The organism is Sphaerisporangium krabiense, from assembly GCF_014200435.1.
Taxonomy (GTDB): domain Bacteria; phylum Actinomycetota; class Actinomycetes; order Streptosporangiales; family Streptosporangiaceae; genus Sphaerisporangium; species Sphaerisporangium krabiense.
This window is the reverse complement of the sequence record NZ_JACHBR010000003.1, coordinates 1-15,266: the sequence shown is the minus strand read 5'-3', so window position 1 is coordinate 15,266 and position 15,266 is coordinate 1. Positions and strand designations below refer to the sequence as shown.

16 protein-coding genes are annotated in these 15,266 nt (G+C 74.3%); 7 read left to right on the top strand and 9 right to left on the bottom strand.

Features of this window, described 5'->3' with window-relative positions:
- Positions 1-116: 116 nt before the first annotated feature.
- Positions 117-875: an MOSC domain-containing protein gene (locus BJ981_RS35025; protein WP_184617809.1), complete on the top strand. Its 759-nt coding sequence runs from the start codon at positions 117-119 to the stop codon at positions 873-875.
- Between the two features lie 10 nt (positions 876-885).
- Here the strand turns inward: BJ981_RS35025 and BJ981_RS35020 are convergent, their stop codons facing one another.
- The 3 genes from BJ981_RS35020 to BJ981_RS35010 all read right to left on the bottom strand — a co-directional run bounded on the left by BJ981_RS35020 (position 886) and on the right by BJ981_RS35010 (position 2,174).
- Positions 886-1,122 carry a hypothetical protein gene (locus tag BJ981_RS35020; RefSeq protein WP_184617808.1) on the bottom strand — a complete coding sequence of 79 codons (237 nt, stop codon included), beginning with the start codon at positions 1,120-1,122 and terminating at the stop codon, positions 886-888.
- Positions 1,109-1,354: a DUF6400 family protein gene (locus BJ981_RS35015; protein ID WP_184617807.1), complete on the bottom strand. Its 246-nt coding sequence runs from the start codon at positions 1,352-1,354 to the stop codon at positions 1,109-1,111. The genes BJ981_RS35020 and BJ981_RS35015 overlap by 14 nt, the downstream gene beginning before the upstream one ends.
- Positions 1,355-1,652: 298 nt before the next feature.
- The gene (locus tag BJ981_RS35010) at positions 1,653-2,174 is read right to left on the bottom strand and encodes a MarR family winged helix-turn-helix transcriptional regulator (RefSeq protein ID WP_184617806.1); all 522 of its coding nucleotides are present in this window, start codon (positions 2,172-2,174) and stop codon (positions 1,653-1,655) included.
- A 122-nt stretch (positions 2,175-2,296) separates the two neighbouring features.
- On the opposite strand from BJ981_RS35010, the gene BJ981_RS35005 reads away from it, so the two are divergent.
- Positions 2,297-2,872 (top strand): NADPH-dependent FMN reductase, encoded by a 576-nt coding sequence (locus BJ981_RS35005; protein ID WP_184617805.1) that lies wholly within the window; start codon positions 2,297-2,299, stop codon positions 2,870-2,872.
- A 1-nt stretch (position 2,873) separates the two neighbouring features.
- Here the strand turns inward: BJ981_RS35005 and BJ981_RS35000 are convergent, their stop codons facing one another.
- Together BJ981_RS35000 and BJ981_RS34995 are read right to left on the bottom strand one after the other, a co-directional pair.
- Entirely contained in the window at positions 2,874-3,539 is a 666-nt protein-coding gene (locus BJ981_RS35000) for a response regulator (protein WP_184617804.1), read from the bottom strand.
- Positions 3,536-4,840 (bottom strand): sensor histidine kinase, encoded by a 1,305-nt coding sequence (locus BJ981_RS34995; RefSeq protein WP_184617803.1) that lies wholly within the window; start codon positions 4,838-4,840, stop codon positions 3,536-3,538. The genes BJ981_RS35000 and BJ981_RS34995 overlap by 4 nt, the downstream gene beginning before the upstream one ends.
- 285 nt (positions 4,841-5,125) lie before the next feature.
- On the opposite strand from BJ981_RS34995, the gene icmF reads away from it, so the two are divergent.
- Entirely contained in the window at positions 5,126-8,341 is a 3,216-nt protein-coding gene (icmF, locus tag BJ981_RS34990) for a fused isobutyryl-CoA mutase/GTPase IcmF (RefSeq protein ID WP_184617802.1), read from the top strand.
- Positions 8,342-8,474: 133 nt separating this feature from the next.
- Here icmF and BJ981_RS34985 read toward each other — a convergent pair whose 3' ends face one another.
- The 3 genes from BJ981_RS34985 to BJ981_RS34975 all read right to left on the bottom strand — a co-directional run bounded on the left by BJ981_RS34985 (position 8,475) and on the right by BJ981_RS34975 (position 10,326).
- A complete protein-coding gene (locus BJ981_RS34985; protein ID WP_184617801.1) occupies positions 8,475-9,299 on the bottom strand; it encodes a DUF1206 domain-containing protein in 825 nt (274 codons plus the stop codon).
- An 87-nt stretch (positions 9,300-9,386) separates the two neighbouring features.
- Positions 9,387-9,791, bottom strand: coding sequence for a DUF5360 family protein (locus BJ981_RS34980; RefSeq protein WP_204070067.1), 405 nt, complete (start codon positions 9,789-9,791; stop codon positions 9,387-9,389).
- A complete protein-coding gene (locus tag BJ981_RS34975; RefSeq protein ID WP_184617800.1) occupies positions 9,775-10,326 on the bottom strand; it encodes a TetR/AcrR family transcriptional regulator in 552 nt (183 codons plus the stop codon). The genes BJ981_RS34980 and BJ981_RS34975 overlap by 17 nt, the downstream gene beginning before the upstream one ends.
- Positions 10,327-10,434: 108 nt before the next feature.
- Between BJ981_RS34975 and BJ981_RS34970 the strand changes: the two genes are divergently transcribed.
- The 3 genes from BJ981_RS34970 (at position 10,435) to BJ981_RS34960 (ending at position 12,807) form a co-directional block, all read left to right on the top strand.
- Entirely contained in the window at positions 10,435-11,274 is an 840-nt protein-coding gene (locus BJ981_RS34970; RefSeq protein ID WP_184617799.1) for an ABC transporter permease subunit, read from the top strand.
- Between the two features lie 178 nt (positions 11,275-11,452).
- Positions 11,453-12,496, top strand: coding sequence for an ABC transporter ATP-binding protein (locus tag BJ981_RS34965; RefSeq protein WP_184617798.1), 1,044 nt, complete (start codon positions 11,453-11,455; stop codon positions 12,494-12,496).
- Positions 12,497-12,654: 158 nt separating this feature from the next.
- Positions 12,655-12,807 (top strand): hypothetical protein, encoded by a 153-nt coding sequence (locus BJ981_RS34960; RefSeq protein ID WP_184617797.1) that lies wholly within the window; start codon positions 12,655-12,657, stop codon positions 12,805-12,807.
- Between the two features lie 76 nt (positions 12,808-12,883).
- Here the strand turns inward: BJ981_RS34960 and BJ981_RS34955 are convergent, their stop codons facing one another.
- Positions 12,884-14,230, bottom strand: a complete 1,347-nt coding sequence (locus tag BJ981_RS34955) for a lanthionine synthetase LanC family protein (RefSeq protein ID WP_184617796.1) — start codon at positions 14,228-14,230, stop codon at positions 12,884-12,886.
- Between the two features lie 443 nt (positions 14,231-14,673).
- Between BJ981_RS34955 and BJ981_RS34950 the strand changes: the two genes are divergently transcribed.
- A partial coding sequence (locus BJ981_RS34950) for a translation initiation factor eIF-2B alpha/beta/delta subunit family protein (RefSeq protein ID WP_221315589.1) occupies positions 14,674-15,266 on the top strand: 593 nt, incomplete at its 3' end.

The following is a 15,266-nucleotide window of genomic DNA, read 5'->3' as shown; positions in this document are numbered from 1 at the left end:
TATAACGAATTTGGCGTCCCATGGGAACCCCTTTGACCGGGACTTTCCATAAAGTCCGCTTCGAGGGGAGATCGGGGCCCGTGGCCCAGCGCACGGCGTCGCCTAGGATCGGAGGCATGTATCGGGGGATCGTGAAGGGCCTTTACCGCTGGCCGGTGAAGTCCATGCGCGGAGAGCGGGTGGAGTCCGCGCGGCTGGACGAGCGCGGCATGGCCGGCGACCGGGCCTACGCCCTGTTCGACGCGCGGCCCGAGCGCGAGGGGAACCGGCTCACCGTCCGCCAGATGCCCGCCATGCTGACCTGGGAGGCCGCCTACCCCGCGACCTGCGACGGCTCCCCCGAGCCCGCGGGCCCGCCGGTCCTGTACTCGGGCACGGCGGCGTGGGCCTGGGACGATCCCGATCTCCCCGCCGCCCTGTCGGAGTCGTACGGCATCCCCCTGACCTTGCGCGCGCTGGTGGGCCAGCAGGACCGCGGGCCGACGGTGCACGTCACCTTCGAGGCCTCGCGCCGGGCCCTCGAGGCGGAGATGGGGGCCGAGGTGGCGATCGAGCGGTTCCGCCCGAACGTCCACCTCGACCTGGACGCGCCCGCCTTCGCCGAGGCGTCCTTCGGCCCCGGCACGACGATCTCGGCCGGGGAGGTGACGCTCGCCGTCACGGGCGAGAACGCCGGGCCGTGCGTGCGCTGCGCGGTGCCGAGCTGGGAGCCCGCCGGGCGCGAGCGCTGGCCGGAGCTGCAGCGCCGCCTGATCTCCGCGCACGGCAACACGTTCGGCCTGATCATGCGGGCGGTGACGCCGGGCGTCACGCGCGCGGGCGACGCCGTCACGCTGCTGGAGCGCGTCCGGCGGGCCGAGGCGTCCCGCGCCTAGGCGGGGCCGTTCAGTCCAGGGACGCGGGCCTGCCGCCCGCGCCGAAGTGCGACTCGTGGTCCCACAGGTACGCGCAGCGCGGGCACTGCACGTGCAGCACGCTGCCGGTGTTGCTCAGCAGGTAGCGCCAGTGGTCGCGGCAGTTGCGGCCCGCCCCGCAGTCGGCGCAGCCGCGGTCGTCGCGGCATCGGGGGCAGGCGATCCAGGCGCGGCGGCCGAGGTCGGCGTGCGGGTCAATCGGCAGCACGGCCCACCCCGCGACACGGGAGCACTCCGGCCTCGACCAGCATCTCGTACGTCCGGAGCTGTCCCTCGTCCAGGCCCGAGTACAGCAGGTCCAGGGCCTCCTCCTCGGCGCGGGCGACGGCGGGCGGGTCCCAGTGCGGGCCGAGGGCGGCGACCACCTCGGCGCGGCGGCGTGCCTCGTGCAGGGTGAGGTCCATCTCGAACACGCCGGGCTCGGCGCTTTCGTGGCTCATGACGCGACTTTCCGTGGTGTGAGTGGGGTGACGAGGGGGTGGCGGGGGCGCCGTTCGGGAGGAACGGAGATCCCGGCGCGCGGCCTGCCGTGGTGGGTCCGGCCCACGGCGAGGACCAGAACTGCCGGGTTACATCATCAATGTCCGCTTTCAAGCCTATGGACAACCCAACACGTTGCCAAGAGAAGTGACACGCCTCACGCCAGGGTGAACGGCCCCGTCCGGCCGGCGAGCCGCCCCCTCGGTCATGCGGCCTTCCTCCGAGAGCCGCCGTGACACCCGCGTGGGACCGGGGTTCTCAGGCGGTGCCGTCGCCCGCGTCGATGGTGGCGACGTAGACGGACCTGGTCGCGGGCGCGCCCAGGTCCTCCTCGGCGAGGCGGCCGAGGACGCGGTAGGAGAGCTGGGTGAGCAGCGCCGTCTCCTCCGGGCCGAGCTGGTCCACGAACAGCCGCCTGACGACCTCGACGTGACCCGGGGCCGCCTCCTCGATGGCGCGCGATCCCTCGCCGGTCAGCCGGATCACCGTGCCCCGGGCGTCGCCCGGGCACTCCTCGCGGGCGATGAGGCCGCGCTGCTCCATGCGGCGGATCTGGTGGGAGAGCCGGCTGCGGTCCCAGTCGACGATGCGGCGCAGCTCGCGGGCGCGCAGGCGGCGGCCGGGCGCCTCCGACAGCGGGACCAGGAGCTGGTAGTCGGCGCTGGACAGGCCTACGGCGGCGAGCTGCCGCTCCAGGGCGGCGTCGAGCCGCCTGCGCATGTCGCCGAACGCGCGCCACATGCGCGCCTCGGTCTCGTCCAGCCATCGCGGCTCCGTCACAGGGTCGATCTTAAATGATTCCGACTTATGTTGACGCATCAGCATTTTGCCCCTAACTTTGCTGACGCATCAGCATTCCGGACCCGGCGCGGGTCCCCGACCATCGAAGGCATGGCATCGACATGAGAATCGCGATCATCACCGGCAGCACGCGCCAGGGGCGCAAGAGCGAGGCCGTCGCCCAATGGGTCCACGACCTCGCCGTCAGGCGCGGCGACGCCGAGTACGAGGTCCTCGACATCGCCCGCTTCGGCCTGCCCCTGTTCGACGAGGCGGTCCCCCCGGCCGTGGCCCCCGGCACGCTCCCCCACACCACGCGGTGGGCCGAGGCGATCCGCGGGTTCGACGCGTTCGTCTTCGTCACCCCCGAGTACAACCACGGGACCTCGGGCGCGCTGAAGAACGCGATCGACTTCCTGTACGAGGAGTGGCACGGCAAGGCCGCCGGGTTCGTCGGCTACGGCGTCGCGGGCGGGACGCGGGCCGTCGAGCAGCTCCGGCTGATCATGGGCAACCTGCGGGTCGCCGACGTCAGCCCGCAGGTGTCGCTGTCGCTGTTCACCGACTTCACCGACATGACGGCCCTCTCCCCCGCGCCGCACCAGGAGCAGGCGGTGACGGCCATGCTGGACGAGGTGGCCGCCTGGGGCGGCGCGCTGCGGGCGCTGCGGGCCCCGGCCGGGGCGGCCGCCGCCTAGCTCAGGGGTCGAGCATGCCGGCGTCGTGGGCCAGCAGGGCGATCTGCACGCGGTTGTTGAGGCCGAGCCGGGTCAGGATGCGCGAGACGTGCGTCTTGACCGTCGGCACGCTCATGTAGAGCTCGGCGGCGATCTCGGCGTTGGACCTGCCACGCCCGACGGCCGCGGCGACCTCGCGCTCGCGGTCGTTCAGCTCGGCGAGCAGGGCCAGGGCCCGGGTGCGGCGCTGACCGGGGGCGCTCGCGGCGACGTGCGCGATGAGCCGCCGGGTGACCGCCGTGGACAGCACCGGGTCGCCGGCCGCCACGCGGCGCACCGCGGCCACGATCTCGGCGGGCGGGGTGTCCTTGAGCACGAAACCGGCCGCGCCCGCCCGCAGCGCGCGCAGCACGTACTCGTCGGCGTTGAAGGTGGTCAGGATGATCACCTCGGGGGCGCGGGCCCGGCCGCGCAGCGCCTCGGTCGCGGCCAGCCCGTCCATCTCGGGCATCCGGACGTCCATGAGCACGACGTCGGGGGCGTGCCGGTCGGCGAGGGAGACGACCGCGGCGCCGTCGCCCGCCTCGGCGACGATCTCGAGGTCGGGGGCGCCGCCGAGCATCAGCGACAGTCCCGCCCGCACCAGCGGGTCATCATCGACGATCATGACACGGATCGGGGGGTTCATGACGGCCAGGGTAGCCAGGCCAGCACGCGGAACTCTCCGGAGGCGAGCGGGCCGCTCGCCAGGCGGCCTCCGGCCAGCGTGGCGCGCTCGGCCAGCCCGATGAGGCCGCGCCCGGCGCCGGGAATGCCGGTCCCCGCGCCACCGCGCGCGGGCAGGGGGTTGCGCAGCTCGACGGTGAGCCCGTCGCCGGGGCCGCCCGACACGCGGACGAGGACGTCCGCGCCGGGGGCGTGCTTGCGGGCGTTGGTCAGGCCCTCCTGGGCGACGCGGTAGGCGGTGCGGCCCACGGCGGCGGGCGCGGCGCGCGGGTCGCCGACCTCGTCCAGGAGCGTGACCCGCATGCCGGCCTGGCGGGACTCCTCGATGAGCCGGGGCAGCCCGGCCAGCGTGGGCTGCGGACGGTCCGGGTCCGCGGCGCCGGAGGTTCCGGTGAGAGCGCCGGTGGGGGCGCGCAGCACGCCGATGACCTCGCGCAGCTCCTGCAGGGCCTGATGGGCGCTCTCGCGGATCACGGCCGCCGCCCGGGCGACCTGCTCGCGCGGGGCCTCCGGGTTGAACTCCAGCGCCCCGGCGTGCACGCTGAGCAGCGAGAGCCGGTGGCCGAGCATGTCGTGCATCTCGCGGGCGATCTGCTCGCGCGCCTCGCGCTGGGCCTGCTCGGCGCGCAGCCGTCCCTGTTCGGCGCGCAGGCGCGCCTCGGTCTCGGCCCGGTCCACCCGTTCGCGCAGCGACAGCATGAGCCGGCGCTGGGCGCGGACGAACATGCCCCAGCCGACGGCGGCCGCGGCGACGGTGACGCCGAAGGCCACGACGACGAAGCCCGGCATGTCCGGCTCGGGGCGCAGGACGGCGTATCCGAAGGTCGTCACCACCGACAGCACGCCGATGCCGGCGACGACGCGCAGCGGGCGGTGCACCGCGACGGTGAACAGCGCCACGATCATCGCGCCCGCGACGAACTCCGAGTAGGTCCCGGCCAGCGTCAGGGCCACGGCCAGGCCGACCGGCCACCTGCGGCGCAGCCACAGCGCCGCGCAGCCGAGGGCGCCGGTGAGCTGGTCCAGGGCCAGCAGTTCCTCCGGCAGCGCGGGCGAGGTCTCGACGCGCATCGCCACGGTGACGATGGCGGCGGCGATGGCCAGCAGGAACGCGGCCACGTCGACGATCCAGTCGCGCGTGGTGCGGCGGACGCGCCGCCCGCCGGCGCCGGCCTCGGGTTCCCAGGCCTCGGCGACGGAGCCGGGCAGCAGCCAGCGGTGGCGCGGGGCGCCGTCCTGCCGTGCGGCCTCCGAGGGGGACATGCGCAGAATCTAACCCGCGCGGCCCGGCGCGGCGCCCGCCCCTGCGCATCAGGCGACTTAAGTCGGCGCGCTCCAGACTTTCGGCACCACCCGGAAGAGGGGTGCACGGCCGGAGCGCCGCAGGTGCACGACGCCGGAGCCCACGCCGGCCGGGCGCGTCCCGCGGTGGCCGCGGAATGGACGGCGGGCGGCGGGGCGGCGACGGAAGGCCATCCGGGCTACAGGTTGATACTTGGACGTCCTACAATTTACTAGGACGTCCAAGTAACTTACTGAGGAGCGCCGGTGCACGTACCTGCAAACCCCGTGCGGGTGGTCACCGCGGCCGCCCTGTTCGACGGGCACGACGCCGCGATCAACATCATGCGGCGCATCCTGCAGTCCCAGGGCGCCGAGGTCATCCACCTCGGCCACGACCGCTCGGTGGACGAGGTCGTCACGGCCGCGATCCAGGAGGACGCCCAGGCCGTGGCGGTCAGCTCCTACCAGGGCGGTCACGTCGAGTACTTCACCTACCTGGTCGACCTGCTGCGCGAGCGCGGCGCCGGGCACGTCAAGGTGTACGGCGGGGGCGGCGGCGTGATCGTCCCCGACGAGATCGCCGGGCTGGAGCGGCACGGCGTCGCCAAGATCTTCTCCCCCGAGGACGGCCACCGGCTGGGCCTGGCCGGGATGATCAACACGATCATCGAGGCGTGCGACGTCGACCTGACCGAGGGCGCCGAGCCCCCGGCCGTCCAGACCGGCGACCAGCGGGCCGTGGCCAGGGCCGTCACCTTCGTCGAGGCCGGGCGGGCGGACGCCGCGTACCTGGAGGCGCTGCGGGCGGCGGCGGACGCCCGCCACGTGCCCGTGCTCGGCATCACCGGCACGGGCGGCTCGGGCAAGTCCTCGCTCACCGACGAGCTGATCCGCAGGCTGCGCGTCGACTACGAGGACAAGGTCAGGGTCGCGGTCATCGCCGTGGACCCGACCCGGCGCAGGGGCGGCGGCGCGCTGCTCGGCGACCGGATCCGCATGAACAGCCTCGGCGGCGGCCAGGTGTTCTTCCGCTCGCTGGCCACGCGCGGCTCCCACGAGCTGCCCGAGCACCTCGCCGACGTGATCACCGTGTGCCGGGCCGCCGGCAACGACCTGGTGATCGTCGAGACTCCCGGCATCGGGCAGGGCGACGCCGCGATCGTCCCCTTCAGCGACGTCTCCCTGTACGTCATGACGCCCGAGTTCGGGGCGAGCTCCCAGCTCGAGAAGATCGACATGCTGGACTTCGCCGACGTCGTGGCCATCAACAAGTTCGACCGGCGCGGCGCCGAGGACGCGCTGCGCGACGTGCGGCGCCAGCTCGTGCGCAACCGCGAGGCGTTCGGCACCGCCCCCGACCGGATGCCCGTCTACGGCACCGTCGCCTCCCGCTTCAACGACGACGGCGTCACCGCCCTCTACCACGCGCTGCGCGGGCTGCTGCGGGACAAGGGCCTGGCCGACGGGCCGGGCCTGCTGCCGGCCACCGATGTCACCACCTCCAGCATCGGCGCCGCGATCGTGCCGCCCGCCCGGGTGCGCTACCTGGCCGAGATCGCCGACACCGTCCGCGGCTACCACGGGCGCACCGCGGAACTCGCCGAGACGGCGCGCCGCCGGCAGCGGCTGGCCGAGACCGGCGCGCTGCTCGCGGCCGAGGGCGCCGACACCGCCGCGGTGGACGCGCTGCGCGAGCGCGCCGACGGCGACCTGCCCGCCGACGCGCGGGAGCTGCTCGACGCGTGGCCGAAGACCGCCGAGGAGTACGCGGCCGACGAGCTGGTGGTGACCGTGCGGGGCAAGGAGCTGCGCACGCCGCTGTGGCGCACCTCGCTGTCAGGCAACCGCGTCCCCCGTGTCGCGCTGCCCCGGTTCTCCGACCACGGCGACCTGCTGCGGTTCCTGCGCGCGGAGAACCTGCCCGGCCGGTTCCCCTTCACCGCCGGGGTGTTCCCCTTCAAGCGCGCCGACGAGGACCCGACCCGCATGTTCGCCGGCGAGGGCGACCCGTTCCGCACCAACCGGCGCTTCAAGCTGCTGTCGGAGGGCCAGCCCGCCGTCCGCCTGTCCACCGCCTTCGACTCGGTCACCCTCTACGGCAACGACCCCGCCGAACGGCCCGACGTGTACGGCAAGGTCGGCACCTCGGGCGTGTCGATCGCCACGCTGGAGGACATGAAGGCGCTCTACGACGGCTTCGACCTCACCGCGCCGAGCACCTCGGTGTCGATGACCATCAACGGCCCCGCGCCGACGATCCTCGCCTACTTCCTGCACACCGCGATCGACCAGGCCCTGGACCGCTTCCGCGCCGACAACGGCCGCGAGCCCACCGCGCAGGAGGAGGCCGAGACGCGCGCCCGCACGCTGGCGACCGTGCGCGGCACCGTCCAGGCCGACATCCTCAAGGAGGACCAGGGCCAGAACACCTGCATCTTCTCGACCGACTTCAGCCTGCGCATGATGGCCGACGTGCAGGAGTGGTTCATCCAGAACGGGGTGCGCAACTTCTACTCGGTGTCCATCTCCGGCTACCACATCGCCGAGGCCGGGGCCAACCCCATCACGCAGCTCGCGTTCACGCTGGCCAACGGTTTCACCTACGTCGAGGCGTACCTGGCGCGGGGCATGGCGATCGACGACTTCGCGCCCAACCTGTCGTTCTTCTTCTCCAACGGCATGGACCCCGAGTACAGCGTGCTCGGCCGGGTGGCCCGGCGCATCTGGGCCGTCGCCATGCGCGACCGGTACGGCGCGGGCGAGCGGGCGCAGAAGCTGAAGTACCACATCCAGACCTCCGGGCGGTCGCTGCACGCCCAGGAGATGAACTTCAACGACATCCGCACGACGCTGCAGGCGCTGATCGCCGTCTACGACAACTGCAACAGCCTGCACACCAACGCCTTCGACGAGGCGGTCACCACGCCGAGCCCGGAGTCGGTGCGCCGTGCCATGGCCATCCAGATGATCATCAACAGGGAGTGGGGCCTCGCCTACAACGAGAACCCGCTGCAGGGGTCGTTCGTCATCGACGACCTCACCGACCTGGTGGAGGAGGCGGTGCTCGCGGAGTTCGAGCGCATCTCCGACCGGGGCGGCGTGCTCGGCGCCATGGAGACCGGCTACCAGCGCGGCCGCATCCAGGACGAGTCGCTGCTGTACGAGACCCGCAAGCACGACGGGTCGCTCCCGATCGTCGGCGTGAACGTCTTCCGCAACCCGGCGGGCGCCACCGAGCACGGCTCGCTGGAGCTGGCCCGGGGCACGGAGGAGGAGAAGCGCGGGCAGCTCACCCGGGTGCGGGACTTCCAGGAGCGGCACGCCTCCGACGCGCCCGAGGCGCTGCGGCGGCTCAGGGAGGTGGCGATGTCCCGCGAGAACGCCTTCGGCGCCCTGATGGACGCGGCCCGCGTCTGCTCCCTCGGCCAGATCACCGACGCCCTGTTCGAGGCGGGCGGCCAGTACCGGCGCAACGTCTGACCCGCGCGACGCCCGGCCGCGCGCGGCGGCCGGGCGTCCCCATGACGGCGAGCGGCCCGCGAGGATGACGTTCCTCGCGGGCCGCTCGGCGTGATACGGCGGCCGGGCCCTGCTGGGCCCGGCCGGGTCCGGGTCAGGTGTGGCGCCAGCGGGCCTCGCAGAAGCAGTAGGCGGCGAACACCACCACGCCGATGGCCACCACGGCCAGCAGCCAGGGGCCGAGCGGCGTGTCGGCGAACGACCGCAGCGTGGCGTCGATGCCCTTGGCCTCGTCGGGGTCGTAGACGATCGCCGCGCGGATGAAGAAGACGCCGGCGGCGAGGGCGATCACGCCGCGGGCGCAGTAGCCGACCATGCCGAGCTTCTCGACGACGTTGCGCGCCCGCGGGGACATCTCGCCGGTGCGCAGGTTCTTCAGGAAGGTCTTCTTGACGCCCTGGTAGATCCAGTAGGCGCCGAGTGCCATGATGCCGAGGCCGATCGCCCCGACGATGAGCTGACCGCCCGGCCACTCCATGACGGTCGCCGTGAGGTCCTTGGACTGCTCGTCGGTGGAGCTGCCGGTGGTGCCGCGCAGCAGGAAGCTCAGGACGGTGCCGACCACCAGGGCGTACACCACGGTACGTCCCGCGGCCTCGGCCCGGTGCTTGGCGTCGAGGCCGGTGCCGAGCACGGCCTCCGAGAGCTGCCAGAGGGCGAGCGCGACGAACCCGACGGCCATCAGCCACAGCAGGGCGGTGCCGAACGGCTGCTCGGCCACGGTGCGCACGGCGCCGGTCTTGTCCGCCTCCTTCCCCCCGCCGCCGAAGGCGATCTGCAAGGCCAAGATGCCGATCAGCGCGTACAGGGCGCCCCGGCAGGCCAGTCCGAAACGTGCGAGCCGGTCGAACGTCCGGCTGTTCGTCACCTGCCGCGCGGTTCCCCGCGCCTGGTTCCCCGCTGAGGCCACGGAGTTCATGACGGCTCCTTTCGAGTCGCCCCCTCTCTACACGAATGCCGCGAAAGTAAACTTCCTTGCGCATTGCCCCACTTCAGCGGGCGCGCCCTATGAAATGGTGACGCCCGGTCGTGACCGCGTGAGGCGGACAATGGCGGGGACCGGGAAGAGCATGAGGTAGAGGTTCGGCAGCCACCAGGCCGGTGAGAAGTCGCCGCGCAGCGTCCAGAACGCGATCGCCATCAGGCCGGACGCCATGGTCAGCACGAGCGAGACCAGCATCAGTCCCGGCCCTGACGGGGAGCCACGGCGCAGGAGGCACAGGCTGCCAAGACCGGTGGCGCCGGCGAGCAGGTCGATCCAGAGGAACGACCAGTTCCAGTCGGTCATCAGCGGGTCGGTGTAGTCGGCGAAGGCCCACGCGGGCGGGATCAGCCGCAACCCCGTGACGGTGAAGTAGGCGACGAACGCCAGATCCGTGAGCAGCATCAACGCCTTAGTGACGCGCAGCACGGCCGATCGCCTCCCGCAGGTAGCTCCTGGTCCGCTCGTGCAGCGCCGCGTCCGGTTCGCCGAGTCCGAGGAGCCTGACCGCCCACCAGCCGTCGATGGCCAGCCGTATCGCCGTCGCCGCGGCCGGGTCGATGCCGTCGTCGGTCAGCCTGGCCTGCCAGGCGGCGAACCTCTCTCGCAGCGGCGCGAGCCCCGCCGGGTCCACGAGCACCGCGGCCAGCAGCGCGACGGCGACCCGGTCGGCGGGAGCCGTGGCCGCGGTGTGGCGTTCCGGGATCGTCGCGTCCAGGTAGGCGCGCAGGAAGTCGCCGGGCTCGGCGCCCGTCTCGGCCAGCGCCCGGTCGAAGGCCGTGGTCAGGCGGTCGACCATGGCGGCGACCAGTGCCTGCTTGGTGGGGAAGTGGTAGAACAGGCCCCCTTTGGACACCCCGGCCTGCCGGGCCACCGCTTCCAAGGTCAGGGCCTCGGCCCCCTCGCTCAGCAGGACCTCGGCCGCGGCGTCGAGCAGTCGCTCCTTCGAACTGGGTCGTGGCATACCGGAAACTATACCGGCCGACCGGTACAGTATGCGCCGCCCGGCGCCGGTGCGTTGGTGTGAACCGGATCGGCGTGGCCGAACCGGATGGCGGGGAGGAAAGCCGTCATGAAGGCATCGAGCACCTTCGCCGCGATGGCGGTCCTGCGGGGCAGGCGGCGGCGGCCCGCCGGCCGGGCCGCCGGGAGGCGCGCGGGCGGACCGGCCGTGCCGCTGCTGCCCGCGGCGCTGGCGCTGACGTTCCTCGCGCTGCCGCTCGCCGCGCTGCTCTCCCAGGCCCCGTGGCCGTCGCTGGCCGGGCCCGGCGTGCTCACCGCCCTGCGGTCGGCGCTGGTCACCGCGCTGCTGGCCACGCTGGTGTGCCTGCCGCTCGGCGTCCCGCTGGGGTGGGCGCTCGCCCGCGCCGCCGTGCGGGGCGAGCGGGCCCTGCGCGCCCTGGTCACCGTGCCGATCGTCCTCCCGCCCGCCGTCGCCGTGGTGGCCGTGCCGCTCGCCATGGGGGGCGTGAACGGCACGGGCGACCTCGGGGGGCCGCAGGCCACGGGTCCCGGGACGGGGGCACTGGTGGGGGCGGCCGCGTTCACCGGGCTGCCGTTCCTGGTCGCGGGCGTGGAACGCGCGCTCAGGGCCGCCGATCCCGGGCTGGAGGAGGCGGCGGCCACGCTCGGCGGGTCCCGCTGGACGGTGTTCCGGCGGGTGACGCTGCCCGCGGCGGCTCCGGGCATCGCCGTGGGCGCCGTCCTGTGCTGGGCGCGGGCCCTCGGCGAGTACGGCGCGGCGGCGGCCCTGGAGGGCAACGCGCTGTGGGGGGTGCGGGTGATGCCGCCGGAGGTCGCGCGCGTCCTGCACGCCGACCCGCCCGCGGCCCTGACCCTCAGCCTGACCCTCCTCGCCGCGTCCGCGGCCACCCTCGCCTACCTCCGCCCCCACTGGACGACCACCCCGTGACCCGGCTCCCCACGCCGGCGACCCGCGAACGTCCCCGGAGCGTGCCCCCGCGACGGTGGAGGTTCTCGACCGGGGAGCACCTGGCGGGCGAGGTGGGGCGGCGCGACGGAGGCGCACCCGGCCGGGAAAGGGAAGGCCGCGTGATCGAGGGGCGCCTGGTCAGGGTGGGGTGGATGACGTGATCGAGGCCCGTCTGGTGGGTGAGCGGCCGGCGTCGCGGCTGGATCTCAAGGTGGTCCTCGCTTTCGGGGAGGTGGTGGGCCTGGTCGGTCCCGAGGGGGCGGGCAAGACGACGGCGCTGCGGGTGCTCGCGGGGCTCACCCCCGCGAGCGGCGGGTACGTCCTGGTGAACGGGGCCGCCGTCCACACGAGGCCGCCGGGGCGCAGGTCCGTGGCCATGGCCGGGCGCGACCCCCTGCTGTTCCCGCGCCTGACGGCCCTGGACAACATCGCCTTCGGGCCGCGCTGCCACGGGGACTACAAAGAGCAGGCGCGCCGCGCCGCCGCGGCCTGGCTGGACCGGATGGACCTCGCCGGTCACGCCCGGTCCTTGCCGCGCGAGCTGTCCCCCGGGCAGGCGCGGGCGGTGGCTCTGGCCCGCGCGCTGGCCGTCCGGCCCCGGCTGCTCCTGCTGGACGAGCCGCTCGCCGGGCTGGACGCCACCGAGGCGGATGTCGTACGGGCCCTGCTGCACCGCCATCTGCCGGACTTCCCCGGCGCCTGCCTGATGGCGACCGGCGACCCGCTGGACGCCCTCGCGGCGGCGGACCGGCTGCTGGTCATCGAGGACGGCGCCCTGGCGCAGGAAGGGACCCCCGCCGAGGTGGCCCGCCGCCCGGGCACCCACCACGCCGCGCGCCTGGCCGGGCTCAACCTGTGCCGGGGCCACGCCGCCGGGCGCTCGGTCGCGGTGGGCGGCGCCGCCGGGCCGACGTTCACCGTCCGCGAGGCGCTGCGGGGCCCGGTGTTCGTCGCGTTCCCGCCCGCGGCGGTCGCCCTGTCCCGGGCCCGGCCGGACGGCGCCCCGGGGAACCTCTGGCGCGGCGGCGTCGAGGCGGTCGAACGGCACGGCGAGCGTGCCCGCGTCCGCCTGGACGGCCCGCTCGCGGCCGTCGCGGAGCTGACGCCCGGCGTCCTCGCCGCGCTGGCGCCGGCCCTCGGCGAACAGATGTGGGCCACCGTCCCGGCGAGCGAGACCATCGCCTACCCGGCCCCGCCCTGACCCGCCGGCCGGACGCCCGCGGAGTCGCCCTCAGGTTGATGGCGGCGATCGCGCTTGCCGGGCCGCTTCCGGGGCAGAGGTAAGGGATCGGGACCGCGTCGGACCGACGCCCGCGCACCCCCACGCCCGCGCACGGATCACGGAAGGAGCGATCGCCGATGCCGAGGCAGATCGCCGCGTATCAGCCCCCGTCCCCTCTGGACCTGGAGGCCCGGGTCCAGTCCCTTGAGATGCAGGTGGCCTCGCTGACCGAGGCCGTGCGAACGCTCACCCACCGCGTGAGCGACCCCGACGCCACCGGCTCGGACTGACCACCCGGGTTCCCGGCACGCCTCCCCGTGGAGGCGGAGCCGTCCCCTTCCGCGCCCGCCTTTCCCCGCGCCGGTCTCAGGAGGTGCGGCGGAGGGTCGAGGCGGGGAGGGGGATGGCGGGGAAGGGGTTGTCCGGGAGCAGGATCATGCGGCGCGGCTCGGTGGCACGGCCGGCGGCGTCCAGGTGGAGCAGGGCCGCGCCGATGCCCGCCGCGCCGATCATGTACCCGGTGTCGGCGGTGACCTCCCAGGGGCGCAGCCGCCGGTAGGCCTGGTACCAGCGGTAGCCCGCCTGGTCGTGGCCCGTGGCGCGGCCGATCAGGTTCTCGGCGAGCGTGCGGGCGAAGTCCAGGTGGCCGGTCTCGCCGGTGGCGGCCCACAGGCCGACGAACAGCTCCAGCAGGCCGGCCGCGCCGCAGCACTGGCAGGCGACGTTCCAGAAGCCGGCGGTCTGGCGTCGGGGCACGCCGCTGCAGACGATGCCGGCGGCGAGGCGGTCCACCCAGTCCCGGTCGCCCGGGTCGCCGGTGACGCGGTGCAGCTCGTAGAACAGCCGGGCGACCCCGGCCGAGCCGGAGCACAGGCCGAGGTAGTGCAGGCCGCGGCCCTGCGGGACGTGGTGCGGCACCAGGACGTGCCGGTCGGTGACGACGCTGACGGTGCGGACGAAGTCGGCGCCGCGGCGGGCGGCCTCCAGGAACTGCTTGTCGCCGGTCACACCGTACAGGCGGGCGAGCAGGAAGGCCGTGCCCGCCGTGCCGGACAGGAAGCCGGGGGTGACGGCGTCCACGGGGAGGTCGGGGCAGCCGTCCTCGCCGAACTTGTGCCCGGGGACGACGCGCCCGGCGACGCTCGCGCCGGCCTCGACCGCGACCTGCTCGTACTCCGAGACGCCGAGGATGCCGGCGGCGTGCAGCAGGCCGAGGATGATGCCGCCGTCGCCGCGCTGGGCGGGGTCGCCGGTCCAGCCGACGCCGTCGCCGGTCCTGCGCAGGCTGCGGACGACGCGGTCGGCGGCGGACCTGGCGGCGGCGGACAGGCTCTCGTCGCCGGTGGCCCATCCGGCCTCGGCGAGCGCGAAGACCATGCCGGTGAGGCCGTGGTAGAGGGTGAGGTCGGGCTCGTCCTGCCAGGTGGCCGCGAGGTAGCGGGCGCCGCGCCTGGCGTCGTCGAGGTAGGCCTCGTGCCCGGTGGCCGCGGCGAGCTCCAGGAAGAACAGCACGATGCCGGCCACGCCCGCGTACAGGGAGGCGGGCTGGCCGGAGCGCGCGGACTGGCGGCGGGGGTCGGGGTTGGCGACCCAGTGCCGGCCGCGTTCGTCGTCGACGGCGGCCGAGCGGATCCAGCGGCCTGCCATGATCGCCGTGGTGAGCGGGGTCTCGGCGCGCGGCCACGATGGATGGTGGATCCGCTCCTGGCTCATGTCGCCTCCTCCACGCGGCCAGTCTCCCACAAACCATATGAATTTGGTAGGAAAACTAGGCAATGGCTCTACATTTTGGCAGGGTCCGTGGTGGGCTCCGTTACCCGCCGCATACCCGCCGTATCAGAACACTCTCACAAACCGCGCCCCCTCGGGGCCTTCCGCCCGCAACGTGACGGGCACAATCCCGTGCGTGACCACTCCCCTGGCGGCGCGGCATGGAACGCGGCCCGGTCGTGGCCGAGACGTCCCGCCCCGCGCTCCGCGGGGCCGCCGTCCGCGCCTCCGGCCCCGCGCACATCCGGAAGCACGCGCGGAGGTTCGCCGCCCCATGGCCTTCCCGTCCGCGTTTGCGATGATTCTTGTGGCGCGCCGGGGACGACGGGCCCCGGCACCGGCGCCGCCGCCCGCAAGGGCGCGGCCGACACGGAGGGGGTGGCCGGGTGGGCGTCAGCACGCCGATACTGGCGGACTCTGTACGGATCACCGGCGACGGCGTGGACATCCTGGACCGCCGCGTCTACCCGTTCGAGCGCCGGTGGGTGCACTGCGCGTCCCTGGAGGACGTCGCCGTGGCCATCGAGCGCATGGTCACCCAGAGCTCGGGCCCGCTGTTCGCCACCACCGCCGGCATGACGCTGGCCGCCCGCGAGATCGCCGGGTCCGGCCCCGAGGCCGCCGAGGAGCGGCTGCGCGCCGCCGGGCGCCGGCTCATCGCCACCCGCCCGACCAACAACCACATCCGCGACGCGGTCCGCGCGATCCTGGCGGCCACCGTGGACGGCCCGCTCGCCGGGGCGCCCGGCGAGGAGCTGGCGCCCGCGGTCGCCAAGGCGGCGGCCGGCCACGACGCCGCCTACCGGGCGGGCGCCCGGGCGCTCGGCCGGCACGCCGCCGCGCTGCTGCCGGACGGCGCGCGGGTGCTGACCCACTGCTGGGGTGACGCCTACCTGGTCGGAGCCGTCCAGGCGGCCCAGGAGTCGGGCAAGCGGCTGGAGTTCGTCTGCACCGAGACCCGCCCCTACCTGCAGGGCGA